This is a genomic window from Streptomyces sp. NPDC001822 (genome assembly GCF_042892135.1).
Taxonomy (GTDB): Bacteria; Actinomycetota; Actinomycetes; order Streptomycetales; family Streptomycetaceae; genus Streptomyces.
This window is the reverse complement of the sequence record NZ_JBIATW010000011.1, coordinates 66,014-78,127: the sequence shown is the minus strand read 5'-3', so window position 1 is coordinate 78,127 and position 12,114 is coordinate 66,014. Positions and strand designations below refer to the sequence as shown.

The window sequence follows — 12,114 nt, the reverse complement described above, 5'->3', positions numbered from 1 at the left end:
CGCCGACCCGACAAGGATGAGGTCACGTACTCACCCCTGTCCCGCCGAACAGCAGAGCCCCACCTGACCCTCGCTAAGTACAGTGACCGGCAAGGGGGCATCATGTCTGACCAGGGTCGGGGCGACGAATCCGACTACACCCGGGCTCAAGGATGGGCTCGGTTGATGACCGTGATCGCACTGGTCTGCTCACTGGGAGTCGTCGCACTTGGGATCGTCGCAGCCTTCGGCCTGAAGTTCTTCCTTTACGTCGTGGAAGCGCTCAGCGGATAGCCAGCTGCTCACCGCTCCAGCTGGAGCTACGGATCAGAACTGTCCCGTGCCGCTGCCGTGCCGACCAGCGTCGAAGCAGCGGGGAACCCCGGGCGCCGGACACCAAAAGGCGGGACGCCCGAGAACGGCCTCGGCCGATTCGCTGTCAGGGGGGCCGTTCGCCTGCGGTGGGTGTGGGGTTCGAAGCCCTCAGTCCCGCAGGTCCGGCCAACCGTCACGGTTGGAGTAGCTCTCGAAGCAGTACCGGGTCGAGCGGTCCCACCGCTCGCCGGTGGCCAGCTCGTACGCCTTGTCCGGCACGTACAGCAGCCACTCGCCGTCACAGTCGCTTGAGGTGTAGGGCGCGAACTTGTCGTCGTCGAAGAACACGCTCTCCCACACGCCCTGTCCCGCGGCCACCACAGCACAGCGCGAGTACAGGAACACGTCGGACGACTGCGGGAACGGGCTGCCGAGCCGGGCCGTCAGGTCGGCCACCGGCAGGGTGCCGAACCTCTCTTGATCCAAGCGGTAGAGGGCCTCCGCGAGGCGCTCCGCGAAACCGATGACGTCGGGGACTGGGCGGCGGCCCAGCTCCTCAGCGAGGCGATGGCAACTCTCTTCAGTTGCTTTGCCGTTCAGGGTGGCAATCAGCGGCCAGAAGGCGGCCCATGTCATTCTCACTGGCGCAGAATGCCAGGCCGGTCCGACATCCACGCCGGTCCGGCATCCACGGCCGACATCAACAACGGCGGACGGGGGCGGTCACACCCGGCTGTCGACAGCAGCCATGAGCAGCACCCCACCCACGACCAGGACGCCACAACCGAACTGCCAAAGCTTCCGCGGGCTCGGCCCCCGCCCCCGGGCCGAACGTCCTCAAGGATGATGCTCCGTCAACGGCCAGCGCCCACAGCGGGGTTACCACTGCTCCATCCCCCTGTCCGGGCTACGCGGGATTGCGTCCGGGGGCGATCTCGGCGATCAAGTTCTCGACAAGGGCCCTGATCTCGTCGCGGATCGGGCGGACCGCTTCCACGCCCTGGCCGGCGGGGTCCTCCAGCTCCCAGTCGAGGTAGAGCTTGCCGGGGAAGACGGGGCAGGTGTCGCCGCAGCCCATCGTGATGCACACGTCGGACTGGCGGACCGCGTCGACGGTGAGGATCTTCGGGGTCTCGGCGGCGATGTCGATGCCGACCTCGGCCATCGCATCGACGGCCGCGGGGTTGACGGAGGCGCCAGGGTCCGAGCCGGCGGAGCGGACCTCGACGCGGTCCCCGGCCAGATGGGTCAGCCAGGCGGCGGCCATCTGGGAGCGGCCGGCGTTGTGGACGCAGACGAACAGGACGGACGGCTTGCCGGAGGACTCGGCCATGATGATCGCTCTCTCTCGTCGCACGGCGGACTCACCCGCCAATCACTTCACCCCCCACTGATATCAGCAAGCGATGATGTGACAGTATCAGCGCATGCCGACATCAGTAGATCCTGATCTGATCCGGGTGCTGGGCGATCCGCTCCGCCTCCGGATCGTGACCCTGCTGGCGCGCGAGACGCTCTGCACGACGCATCTGATCGAGGAGACCGGCGCGAAGCAGACCAACCTGTCCAACCACATGAAGGTTCTGCGCGAGGCGGGCGTGGTGGACACCGAGCCCTGCGGCCGCTTCACCTACTACAAGCTCAGGCCCGAGGTCCTGGCCGGGATCTCGGAGCAGTTCGCCGCCCTGGCCGACTCCGCCCGTACCGCTTCCGAGAACAAGAGGGCCTGCCCGTGACCTTCACGGAGCCCTCCGCCTCCCGCGCTCCGGCCGGCGGCGGGGACGACTCGATCGTCAAGAAGCTCTCGACCCTCGACCGCTACCTCGCGGTGTGGATCCTGCTCGCCATGGCCGTCGGTCTGGGCCTGGGCCGCATGGTCCCGGGGATGAACGACGCGCTCGCGAAGATCGAGATCGGCGGGATCTCCCTGCCGATCTCGCTCGGCCTGCTGGTGATGATGTACCCGGTCCTCGCCAAGGTCCGCTACGACCGGCTCGACCGCGTGACCAGCGACCGCAAGCTGCTCGTCTCCTCACTGGCCGTCAACTGGATCGCCGGACCGGCGGTGATGTTCGCCCTGGCGTGGATCTTCCTGCCCGACCTGCCCGAGTACCGCACGGGCCTGATCATCGTCGGACTGGCCCGCTGCATCGCCATGGTCATCATCTGGAACGACCTCGCCTGCGGCGACCGCGAGGCCGCGGCCGTACTCGTCGCCCTCAACTCGGTGTTCCAGGTACTCGCGTTCGGCCTGCTGGGCTGGTTCTACCTCGACCTGCTGCCCCGCTGGATGAACCTCGGCGACGGCCAGGGCCTGGACGTGCCCGTCCCGCACATCGCACTGAACGTCGTCGTCTTCCTCGGCATCCCCCTGCTCGCCGGCTTCCTCACCCGCCGCGTCGGTGAACGGAGGATGGGCCGCAGCGGCTACGAGGCGAAGTTCCTGCCGAGGATCGGTCCCTGGGCACTGTACGGACTGCTGTTCACCATCGTCGTGCTGTTCGCCCTGCAGGGGAAGACGATCACTTCGCAGCCCTGGGACGTCGTGCGGATCGCACTGCCGCTCCTGGTCTACTTCGCGATCATGTTCTTCGGGACGTTCCTCCTCGGCAAGGGCCTCGGCCTCGCCTACGACCGCACCGCGACCCTGGCGTTCACCGCGGCGGGCAACAACTTCGAGCTGGCCATCGCCGTCGCCATCGCCACCTTCGGCGTCACCTCCGGCCAGGCCCTCTCCGGTGTCGTCGGACCGCTCATCGAGGTGCCCGTCCTGATCGGCCTCGTCCACGTCGCCCTCGCCTGGCGCAAGAAGTTCACCCCCCACGCCGTCACCACCCCCGGAGCCCTCGCCACCCCCGGAGGGGAAAGCTGACGCGCTGCCGGGCCGACGGCGCCACACCGGCCCGGCGCCTCCCCGCCCTCCGGGCGTACCCGGCGAACGACCGCCCACCCGGCTGCACCGGCTGACCCGCAGGCACGGGGCCGTGGGTCAGCCGCGCAGGTCGAGCATGGCGGCCATGGCCGCCACTACGGACGGCGCGACCCGGTAGTAGACCCAGGTCCCACGTCGCTCCGAGGTCAGCAGGCCGGACTCGCGCAGCTTCTTCAGGTGGTGGGAGACGGTCGGCTGGGAGACACCGACGTCCTGGATGTCGCACACGCACGCCTCGCCGCCGGCATGCGAGGCGACCCTGGAGAACAACCGCAGCCGCACCGGGTCGGACAAGGCCTTGAACATCACGGCCATCTTCTCCGCGTCGTCCTGCGACAGCTCTCCGGCGGCGATCGGCGGACAGCACGGCACCGCGATTCCGGGGTCCAGAACCGGCAGCTCCACCATCTCTGACTTCGACATCCATCTATGTTGACACCCGTCGATACGAGTGGCAAGCTCCGAATATAGACATCGATCGAAACAGCGACGCGGCACGGTCGCCCGTCCCGGAGGAGATCACCGCCATGACCACCACTCCAGACCTTCCGGTCGTCGTCATCGGTGCCGGCCCCGCCGGGCTGGCGGCCGCCGCCCACCTCGTCGGGCGCGGCATCGAACCGCTGGTCCTGGAAGCCGGTCCGAGCGCGGCCACCGCGGTGCGGGACTGGTCGCACGTACGGCTCTTCTCCCCCTGGGGCGAGCTGACCGACCCGGCCGCCGAGAAGCTCCTGGCGCCGACCGGCTGGGCCAGGCCCGCCGCGGACCTCTGCCCCACGGGTGGAGACTGGGCCGAGCAGTACCTCCAGCCGCTCGCCGACGTCCTCGGGGACAAGGTCCGCTACGGCACCACCGTCACCGGCGTCTCGCGCCTGGGCCGCGACCGGGTCGTCGACGCCGACCGGGACCAGCAGCCCTTCACCATCCGCCTCACACGCACCGACGGCACCGACGGCACCGACGGCACCGACGGCACCGACGGCACCGACGAGCGAATCCTGGCCCGGGCCGTGATCGACGCCTCCGGCACCTGGTCCACCCCCGCCCCGATCGGCGCCGACGGACTGCCCGCCCTGGGTGAGCGCACCGCCTCCGCCCGCATCTCCTACCGCACCCCCGACCTCAAGGACCCCGTCGTCCGCGCCCGTTACGCGGGAAGGCGCACCGCCGTCATCGGCTCCGGGGCCTCCGCGTTCACCGCCCTGGCCACCCTCGCCGACCTCGCGAGGAGTGAGCCCGGAACGCACTCCGTATGGATCGTGCGCCGCGGCATCAGCGGCTCCACCTTCGGCGGCGGCAGTGCCGACCAGCTCCCCGCCCGCGGCGAACTGGGTCTGGCCGCCAAGGCCGCCGTCGACGACGGGTACGCCGACGCCGTCACCGGCTTCCGCACCGAGGCCGTCGAGCCCACCGGCGACCACCGCCTGACCCTCGTCGGCGAGGACGGCCGGCGCCTCGACCCGGTGGACGAGATCATCGTCCTGACCGGCCTGCGACCTGATCTGTCCTTCCTCTCCGAGCTCCGCCTCGCCCTGGACGAGCGCCTGCAGGCACCGGTGGACCTCGCCCCGCTCATCGACCCGAACCAGCACTCCTGCGGCACCGTCCCCCCGCACGGCCACCGCGAACTGTCCCACCCCGAACAGGGCGTCTACCTGGTCGGCATGAAGTCCTACGGCCGCGCCCCCACCTTCCTTGCCATGACCGGTTACGAACAGGTCCGCTCCGTCGCGGCCGCCATCGCGGGCGACACCGAAGGCGCCGACCGCGTCGAACTCGCCCTCCCCGAAACCGGTGTCTGCGGAGGAGCCGGACTCTTCGACGACCCGGCGGCCGGACAGGCCGACGGAGAGGGCTGCTGCGCTCCGGCTCCCGCCCTCGTACGGACCGGCACCGGAGTCCCCGTGCCGGTCGCAGCCGCACAGGACGCGGCGTCCGGAGGGTGCTGCGGGTCCTGAACCACCGCGCCCCCGCCGGCCCGGCCGGGACGCGTCCGCTCCGCGTCAGGAGGAATGTCATGTCACGCATACAGCTCGCTCTGCGCGTCCCCGACCTCCAGGCCTCGATCGCCTTCTACAGCAAGCTCTTCGCGACCGAACCGGCCAAACTCCGCGACGGCTACGCCAACTTCGCCATCGCCGACCCACCGCTCAAACTGGTCCTCATCCAGGGCACAGCGGGCACGGGCACAGCCACCGGCACGCGGATGGACCACCTCGGCATCGAGGTCGACACCACCCGGGAAGTCCGCTCCGCCACCTCCCGCCTCCGGGACGACGGCCTGGCGACCGCCATCGAGAACGACACCACCTGCTGTTACGCCCTCCAGGACAAGGTCTGGGTTCATGGCCCCGGCCAGGAGCCGTGGGAGGTCTACGTCGTCAAGGCGGACGCCGACTCGATGGCCGAACGGAAGAAGAGCAGCACGTGTTGCACGGTCCCGGCCGTCACCGAAGCGGGCCCGCCCGCGCCGGCCGGGGCCGGCGGCTGCTGCGCCTGACCGACGTTCACGCGACCAACGTCGACGTGACCAACGTCGACGCGATCAACGTCCACGCCCGCGCGCCCGCGACCGGATCGGGGGACCGGTCGCGGCCCCGCGCCGTACCCGCTCCCCGTGCGCCGGACGCGTCGGATCACCGACCGGGCCCTGGTCCACGACCCGGATCGTCACCTCCACAGCTCCGGCCGTGTCTACGCCAGCAGACCGACGAGCCGTTCACGGACGTCGTCCTCACCCGCCTCGGGGTCCGGCACCAGCCTCGCCCGGTCGCCGGGGTCGCGGACGAGGAAGTGCAGCCGTCCACCACTGCGGGCCAGCACCAGATCCCTGCTGCTGCCCGCGGTCTCGGCCGATCCCCGCGCCGTGTAGTCGGTGACGGTCACCAGCGCCGAGCGCTCCGCGGCGGCGAGTACGGCCTCGGTGTCCGCCTGGTCTCCGGAATCCGCCGCCGGGCCCCGCGGCAGCCACTCGGTGAGGGCGTCCAGGGCCTCGTCGACCTTGTACAGCCCCAGCTGGTGCACGCCGAGCGCGTCGATGCGGACCATGAGAGAGATCCGCTCGGGTTGCGGGAGCAGCAGGATCCTCCACGGCTCACCCGGACCCGACCCGGTCGTACGGGCGTCGAGCACCTTGCGGGCCCTCTGCTGGAACGCCACGGCGATCCCCAGGTCCCCCTGCACCCGGACCTGCTCGCCCGTGTCACCCGCCAGCAGCAGCTGCCGGGCGGCCAGTGAGCGGACGGCCTCGGCGATCACCTCGTCCGACGGCCTGGCCTCCAGGAAGTCCACGATCGCGTCCACGGCGGTCAGCTCCGCGACGGTGTACGCGCCGAGCAGCACCGGTCCCGTGTCGACCAGGTTCACCACCGCCGACACCAGCCCAGCAGGGGCGGACGCCGCACCCACGTCCGGCTGCGCCGCGGGGGCAGCGGCATCGCGCTGATCGTCGTCGCTCATGACGGTCCTCCGGGCTGCAACAGGTCCACCACAGGTGTCACGCGACTCCCACGGAGCACCGCGGCGCAGCTCGGTGAGAGTGTCTCGGTCACCCACACCTCCGAGTTGCCGAAGAGCCCGCGGCCCGCCCTGTCCGGGAGCGACTGCCCCAGCTCGCCGGCCAGGTCCTCCCGGTCCGGAGGCGGGAAACGGGCCGCCAGGTCCTCGGAGACGGCGGTGGCGTCGTCGGACTCCTCGATCCGGCGCAGTGCCTGGGTCAGCATCCGTGCGACCGGAGGGGTCAGGGCCGTCGGCACTGCGAGGACGGGCGCCAGGTACAGCGGGCGCCGTTCGGTCATCCGGGACAGTCCCCAGGGGCCGACGTTGCTGCGCGTGACGCGGTAGACGACGTAGTCCACGAGGTGGCGGAGGTCGCCCGGACTCGGCAGCTTCCGCCCGCCGAAAGCGGCCGGTGTCTTCTCCAACTGCACCCAGGTGCCCTGGGCGGTGCGCCCGTGCAGCTTCTCCCGCACCACGTCCCCGCGCATCCCGATGTCGGGATACACCGCCTTGTCGATGTCACGGTGGTGGCTGGACAGGCGCTCGTGACTCACCTCGGCGAACCGCCAGTCCTCGTACAGCCGTGGTTCGTCCACCAGCACGTGGCCGCCGCACAGGACGTCGTGCAACTGGGGCACCTGCAGTCCGTGGCGCTCCAGGTCCGAGAGGATCGCCGCCTCCTCGGGGCTGAGGCGGCGCGTGGCCGCGACCAGGCCCTTGCGGTAGACCCCGGCCCGCGCCGTGATCTCGATCATGAGGCGGACCCGGGTGCGCACCTGCTCCGCCCGCCGGTCGCTCGCGCTGTCCGGAACAGCCCTGCCGGGCCGTCTCGGGTGGGTGATCGATGCCAGTGCGTGCTTTCGCTCCACCTCGCCAGTACAGCACGGCAGGCCTGGGCCCGCACCAGACCGGAACCCCGGTCGAGGCGCCGGGCGCCCGCAAGCTCAAATGGTCCTCAAGGTTCTCGGTTCGGGCTTCCACCTGCGGCGATGGGGTGCCATGGTCATCTCCACCCGGAGCGCGGTCCTGCGCCGCGGGCTACAGCCGTCCGACAGCCAAGGAGACGCACATGCTCGGAGAAATGGGCACCGCCATGATGATCGCCGTTGCCGTCACCTTCGTCGCCTTCGCAGTTGTCACCGTGGTCGCCGCCCGGTGGATCAGCGCGCGAATGCGGTAGGCCTCCCGGTACGCCGGGTCCCGGCGTACCGGGCCGCCGCACCCCACCGGCCCTGCTGACAGCAGCTGCCACGACGCCCTACGCCGTTGACCGGTCGGGCGGGAACCGCGAGTGGACCATTCCCGAGGCCGCCTCCCACCTCTTCCTCTTCGCGCCCTCGGGTGACGGCTGGCGGCTCGCCCAGGACCTGACCGACTCCGCGTCCGAGTGACTGTGGCGTGCCTCGGCCGGCACGCGGCTGTCCCGGGTGCGTGAGCGGGCGGGCGTCCGGGGTCTGCCGAAGCCGCCCGGGACGCCCCCCGGTCACCGCTCAGCTCCTCCCCCGTCCGCCGGGATCCCGTCCGTCAGGACCCCGTCCGTCAAGATCTCGCCGATCACGTGCCGTGCCGTGCCCGCCATCACGGGGTTCGACGTCCGGTAGTACGAGAGCTCCATGAGCGCGATCGACAGCGCCCAGCCCCGGCCCCGAGCCCACGCCGCCGCGTCCACAGCCGCCCCCGCCGCCCCACCCGCCTGCGTCGCCGTCGCCGTCGCCGCACGGAAGGTCCGTCGCGGTCCGGGCGGCAGCAGGTACCAGGCCGCGATCAGGTCCACCGCCGGGTCGGCCAGGCCCATGCAGCCGAAGTCGATGACCGCGCCGAGCCTGCCACCGTCGACCAGGACGTTGCCGGGCTGGAGATCACCGTGGACCCACACCGCCGGGCCCCTCGGGCCGGGCGCGCGCAGGGCCCGGGCCCAGATACCGGCCGCAGCGGCGGTGTCGATCACCCCGTGCAGGGTCCGCAGGGCGTCGCGGGTGGCCGCGTCCCGGGCGGCCAGGGACTCGGCGCGGTAGGCCGGCGGTGCGCCCCCGGGGTCAACCGCGCGCAGTGCCCGCACGAACTCCGCCAGGTCCCAGGCGAGTTCGGTGCCGCCGGAACCCGCCGCCGGGTTCGTGCCGTCGAGCCAGCGGCACACCGACCAGGACCACGGGTACCCCTGGCCCGGAACACCCAGGCCCAGGGGCGCGGGTACGGCGTGAGGGAGGTGCGGGGCGAGACGCGGCAGCCAGCGGTGCTCGGTCGCCGCGTCCCGCGAGCCGCCCTCCACACGGGGCAGCCGTACGGCCATGTCCGGGCCCAGCCGGTAGATGGCGTTGACCGTCCCGTGGGAGGTGACGGGCACGACGTCCAGGTCGGCCCAGGCGGGGAACTGCGCTGCCAGCAGGCGTCGTACGAGTGCCGTGTCGGTCTTCGTCTCGTTGGCGTGCATCCGGCCGATGCAAACCGCCCCGTCACGGCCCCGTCAAGCGGTATCCGGCGTCAGCGGCAGGACGCCTTGATCTGCGCGGCGGCGTGGTGGGCGCCGACCAGTGCCTCGTCACCCCAGTCACGGCCCCGGTCGAGCAACTGGACCGCGAAGGTGTCGCCCTTGACGGGGTAGCTCCGCACGTCGACGGCGCTGCCCCGGTGTTCCGGCTGGCGCACGGCGAAGCCCGTGTAGGCCGAGTCCGCGTCGTGCGGGTCGGAGAGCACCCGGTACGCGGTCGGGTTGCCCGCCACGTCGCGGTCGCGGACGCTGCGCGGCACGAAGACCGTCAGCGCGCACTCGCGGAAGCCGTCGCCGAGGTGCCAGGACCAGACCGCGCTGCTCCCCCGGTCCTCGGCCGGGCTTCCCGACATCGGGACGGCGCTGAACCGGCCGTCGCAGGTGGTCCCCTCGAAGCCGCCCGACTCGACCGTGTACCACCCCGCGTCGCCGTTCTCGAACCGCCCGCGCTCCGCGTAGTCCCCCGACGTGCAGCCGGGTCCCGCCCATTCGGAGAAGCGGTAGTCGCCCGGCTCCGCGGACGGCACCGGGCTCCCCGCCGTCGGATCGGCGGGCGGCCCGCCGTCCCCGGGCCCGGGCTCGGTGGGCGCGCCCGTGTCCCCCGGCCCGATGCGGGTCGGGGCCCCACCGGCACCGATCGGTACGGGTACGGCGCCGGCCCGGCCCACCGCCTCGGGGCGCCCGGGCCCCTCCCCCGCGGCGAGCAGCGACACAGCGGTGGCCAGGCCGCCCGCGGCCATCACCACTCCCGCCGCCAGCAGGGCCTTTCGGCGCCTGGTGAGCAGGGAGACCCGGCCCCTCACCGTCTCCTGCGCGATCCAGGAACTGCTCTCACGGGGCGAACGGGACACGGACCCGCACTCCGGGCAGACCATGCCCGGCAGCGGACCGACACGTTCGCCGCCGCAATGTTGGCACTTCATGGCAGCACACCTTGCCAGTGCGGGGCCCCCGGAGCGAGGGTTCCCGCACTATTTGCAGGCGTCGTCCTTCGTCAGCGCAGCTCCTCCGGGCACGGGGTGCCCGGCTGCAGCTGGTAGGGGGCGGCCAGGCGGTAGACACCGGGGCGCGGTGCCAGCAGTTCGGTCCACTCGTCACCGTCCCCGTCCTCGTCGACCTTGATCAGGCAGCCGTGGGCGTTCACGAAGTCCTTGGGCGCGTCCTCGTCGTCGGCCGACCGCTTCTTGGACGCCTCCGTCTCCTGCGGGCGCTCCACGCTCTTTCCCTTGTCGTCGACGACGGCGAGCCAGCGGGAGTAGGGAATGCGGATCAGGACGCGGCCGGCGGACTGCACCCGGATCGTCAGCTCGTCGTCGCCGGCGTGCTCCACCGTCGCGGGCGGGTCGGCGAGCGGCACCGGGTCCAGGACCCGGAACAGCTTCCAGTTGGCGTCGCTCCAGACCGCCTTCAGATACGGCTGGCCCTTCTCGACGAGCCCCGCCTCCTGCTCCGCCCCGCTGGAGTCCGGCTTGCCCGTCGGCAGCACCACGTAGTGCACGGCCCAGCGGTCGAGCCACTCGCGGTAGTTCACCGCGTCGAGGGTGTCGTCGTAGAAGAGCGGGTTGCGCTTCATGTCGGCCTGCCGGTTCCAGCCCCGGGCCAGATTCACGTACGGCGCGAGCGCGGACGCCTCCCGGTGGCTGCTGGCGGGGACCACCTCGACCCGGCCCCGCTCCGCTCCGGCCTTCTGGAGCTGGTTGACCAGCGGCGCGAGTTCGCGGTTCCAGGAGGCGGTGGGGGCGGTGCGGACGATGTCGTCGACGCCCTTGAAACCGATCCAGAAGTTCAGCCCCACGAAGACGATCAGCAGCGCGTACCAGTGCCGGCTGCGGGGGGAGGTGTACGGCAGCGCCGCGAGCAGGACGACTCCGGCGAACAGCATCGCCATGCGCGACACGTTCGAGCCGATCTGGGAGTCGACCACGTAGGTCAGCAGGGTCCCGACGCCGTACACGGCGGCGGCCGTGCGCACGGTGCGCCAGTCCCGGGGCACCAGGAGGAACACCAGGACGGAGAAGACGAACGGCAGGGACAGGGTCCCGAACGACATCGGCTGCGTGCCGGAGAAGGGGAACAGCCACGCGGACAGGACGACGACCACCACGGGGGGCAGGCCGATCGCGTAGGCCCCGGGGCGTCGTTTGTTCAGGAAGAGCGCCGCGGCGACCACACCGAGGAAGAGTCCGGCGACCGGGCTGCCCGCCGTCGCCAGGGCGGCGAGCGGGGCTGCCACGACGGCCTTCGCCCAGCGCCGGTAACGCCACCGGTGGGGCCAGCAGAAGACGGCGGCGACCGCCCCGAGCGCGAACATCATGCCGAGCCCGAACGTCACCCGCCCGGAGAGGGCGTTGCACAGGTAGGCGAAGACCCCGGCGAGCGCACAGGCGAGCGGGTTGCGGACGGCGGGTACCCGCACCAGGATCAGCGCGGTCAGGGCCGACGACACCGTGCCGACGACCATCATCGTCGTCCGCACGCCGAGCACCGACATCAGGTACGGCGACACCACGCTGTACGAGACGGGGTGCATGCCCCCGTACCAGGCGAGGTTGTACGCGGTCCCGGGGTGGCGCCCGACGAACTCCGCCCAGGCGTCCTGGGCGGCGATGTCCCCGCCGCTGTTCGCGAAGAAGAGGAACCAGAGCAGATGCACGGCCGCCGCGACGACGGTCGTGGTCAGGACCGGGTGGCGCCGCAGCCGGCTCCGTACCGACGTGTGCGGCCCGTCACCGTCCCCTGCGGGCTGGGCCGGGATCCGGACGGTCAGGCGGTCGACGGGCGGGCTGTGGTCAGCCCTCGTCGGCTCAGCGGTGGTCACTGCGACTCTCCCCGTCCTTGCCCGGGCCTGCCGAACCGTCGATCACGGCCTCATCCGTACTCGGGGGGACGCGTCCCGGCGCCA

At 71.6% G+C, this 12,114-nt stretch carries 13 protein-coding genes; 5 read left to right on the top strand and 8 right to left on the bottom strand.

The genetic code is table 11. The annotated features are described in order from the left end of the window. Positions 1-102: 102 nt before the first annotated feature. Positions 103-273, top strand: a complete 171-nt coding sequence (locus ACFYY2_RS24215) for a hypothetical protein (RefSeq protein WP_388746253.1) — start codon at positions 103-105, stop codon at positions 271-273. A 189-nt stretch (positions 274-462) separates the two neighbouring features. Here the strand turns inward: ACFYY2_RS24215 and ACFYY2_RS24210 are convergent, their stop codons facing one another. Both ACFYY2_RS24210 and ACFYY2_RS24205 read right to left on the bottom strand, forming a co-directional pair. Continuing rightward, entirely contained in the window at positions 463-930 is a 468-nt protein-coding gene (locus ACFYY2_RS24210; RefSeq protein WP_388746590.1) for a DUF4240 domain-containing protein, read from the bottom strand. A 271-nt stretch (positions 931-1,201) separates the two neighbouring features. Further along, a complete protein-coding gene (locus ACFYY2_RS24205) occupies positions 1,202-1,627 on the bottom strand; it encodes an arsenate reductase ArsC (RefSeq protein WP_388746251.1) in 426 nt (141 codons plus the stop codon). Between the two features lie 94 nt (positions 1,628-1,721). On the opposite strand from ACFYY2_RS24205, the gene ACFYY2_RS24200 reads away from it, so the two are divergent. Together ACFYY2_RS24200 and arsB are read left to right on the top strand one after the other, a co-directional pair. Continuing rightward, a complete protein-coding gene (locus tag ACFYY2_RS24200; protein ID WP_388746249.1) occupies positions 1,722-2,030 on the top strand; it encodes an ArsR/SmtB family transcription factor in 309 nt (102 codons plus the stop codon). Next, positions 2,027-3,166 (top strand): ACR3 family arsenite efflux transporter, encoded by a 1,140-nt coding sequence (gene arsB / locus ACFYY2_RS24195; RefSeq protein WP_388746247.1) that lies wholly within the window; start codon positions 2,027-2,029, stop codon positions 3,164-3,166. The genes ACFYY2_RS24200 and arsB overlap by 4 nt, the downstream gene beginning before the upstream one ends. A 117-nt stretch (positions 3,167-3,283) precedes the next feature. Here the strand turns inward: arsB and ACFYY2_RS24190 are convergent, their stop codons facing one another. Beyond that, entirely contained in the window at positions 3,284-3,649 is a 366-nt protein-coding gene (locus tag ACFYY2_RS24190; RefSeq protein ID WP_388746245.1) for an ArsR/SmtB family transcription factor, read from the bottom strand. A gap of 104 nt (positions 3,650-3,753) precedes the next feature. On the opposite strand from ACFYY2_RS24190, the gene ACFYY2_RS24185 reads away from it, so the two are divergent. After that, positions 3,754-5,184, top strand: a complete 1,431-nt coding sequence (locus tag ACFYY2_RS24185; protein WP_388746243.1) for an FAD-dependent oxidoreductase — start codon at positions 3,754-3,756, stop codon at positions 5,182-5,184. Between the two features lie 59 nt (positions 5,185-5,243). Next, on the top strand, positions 5,244-5,726 hold the full coding sequence (locus ACFYY2_RS24180; RefSeq protein ID WP_388746241.1) for an ArsI/CadI family heavy metal resistance metalloenzyme: 483 nt from the start codon (positions 5,244-5,246) through the stop codon (positions 5,724-5,726). A 194-nt stretch (positions 5,727-5,920) separates the two neighbouring features. Here the strand turns inward: ACFYY2_RS24180 and ACFYY2_RS24175 are convergent, their stop codons facing one another. The 5 genes from ACFYY2_RS24175 to ACFYY2_RS24155 form a co-directional block, all read right to left on the bottom strand. Then, on the bottom strand, positions 5,921-6,685 hold the full coding sequence (locus tag ACFYY2_RS24175) for a hypothetical protein (RefSeq protein ID WP_388746239.1): 765 nt from the start codon (positions 6,683-6,685) through the stop codon (positions 5,921-5,923). Continuing rightward, positions 6,682-7,593, bottom strand: coding sequence for a hypothetical protein (locus tag ACFYY2_RS24170; protein WP_388746237.1), 912 nt, complete (start codon positions 7,591-7,593; stop codon positions 6,682-6,684). Before ACFYY2_RS24170 ends, ACFYY2_RS24175 begins: the two co-directional genes overlap by 4 nt. A gap of 614 nt (positions 7,594-8,207) precedes the next feature. Beyond that, a complete protein-coding gene (locus tag ACFYY2_RS24165) occupies positions 8,208-9,155 on the bottom strand; it encodes an aminoglycoside phosphotransferase family protein (RefSeq protein ID WP_388746235.1) in 948 nt (315 codons plus the stop codon). A 50-nt stretch (positions 9,156-9,205) separates the two neighbouring features. Beyond that, positions 9,206-10,135 (bottom strand): adhesin, encoded by a 930-nt coding sequence (locus ACFYY2_RS24160; protein ID WP_388746233.1) that lies wholly within the window; start codon positions 10,133-10,135, stop codon positions 9,206-9,208. Between the two features lie 71 nt (positions 10,136-10,206). Continuing rightward, on the bottom strand, positions 10,207-12,030 hold the full coding sequence (locus tag ACFYY2_RS24155; protein WP_388746231.1) for an MFS transporter: 1,824 nt from the start codon (positions 12,028-12,030) through the stop codon (positions 10,207-10,209). Between the last annotated feature and the right edge of the window lie 84 nt (positions 12,031-12,114).

Excerpts from the sequence above, each read along its gene's own strand:
- ACFYY2_RS24185 (WP_388746243.1), top strand. The coding sequence starts at position 3,754 with ATGACCACCACTCCAGACCTTCCGGTCGTCGTCATCGGTGCCGGCCCC.
- ACFYY2_RS24165 (WP_388746235.1), bottom strand. The coding sequence starts at position 9,155 with ATGCACGCCAACGAGACGAAGACCGACACGGCACTCGTACGACGCCTG.
- ACFYY2_RS24210 (WP_388746590.1), bottom strand. The coding sequence starts at position 930 with ATGACATGGGCCGCCTTCTGGCCGCTGATTGCCACCCTGAACGGCAAA.
- ACFYY2_RS24160 (WP_388746233.1), bottom strand. The coding sequence starts at position 10,135 with ATGAAGTGCCAACATTGCGGCGGCGAACGTGTCGGTCCGCTGCCGGGC.
- ACFYY2_RS24205 (WP_388746251.1), bottom strand. The coding sequence starts at position 1,627 with ATGGCCGAGTCCTCCGGCAAGCCGTCCGTCCTGTTCGTCTGCGTCCAC.
- ACFYY2_RS24215 (WP_388746253.1), top strand. The coding sequence starts at position 103 with ATGTCTGACCAGGGTCGGGGCGACGAATCCGACTACACCCGGGCTCAA.
- ACFYY2_RS24180 (WP_388746241.1), top strand. The coding sequence starts at position 5,244 with ATGTCACGCATACAGCTCGCTCTGCGCGTCCCCGACCTCCAGGCCTCG.
- ACFYY2_RS24175 (WP_388746239.1), bottom strand. The coding sequence starts at position 6,685 with ATGAGCGACGACGATCAGCGCGATGCCGCTGCCCCCGCGGCGCAGCCG.
- ACFYY2_RS24200 (WP_388746249.1), top strand. The coding sequence starts at position 1,722 with ATGCCGACATCAGTAGATCCTGATCTGATCCGGGTGCTGGGCGATCCG.
- ACFYY2_RS24190 (WP_388746245.1), bottom strand. The coding sequence starts at position 3,649 with ATGTCGAAGTCAGAGATGGTGGAGCTGCCGGTTCTGGACCCCGGAATC.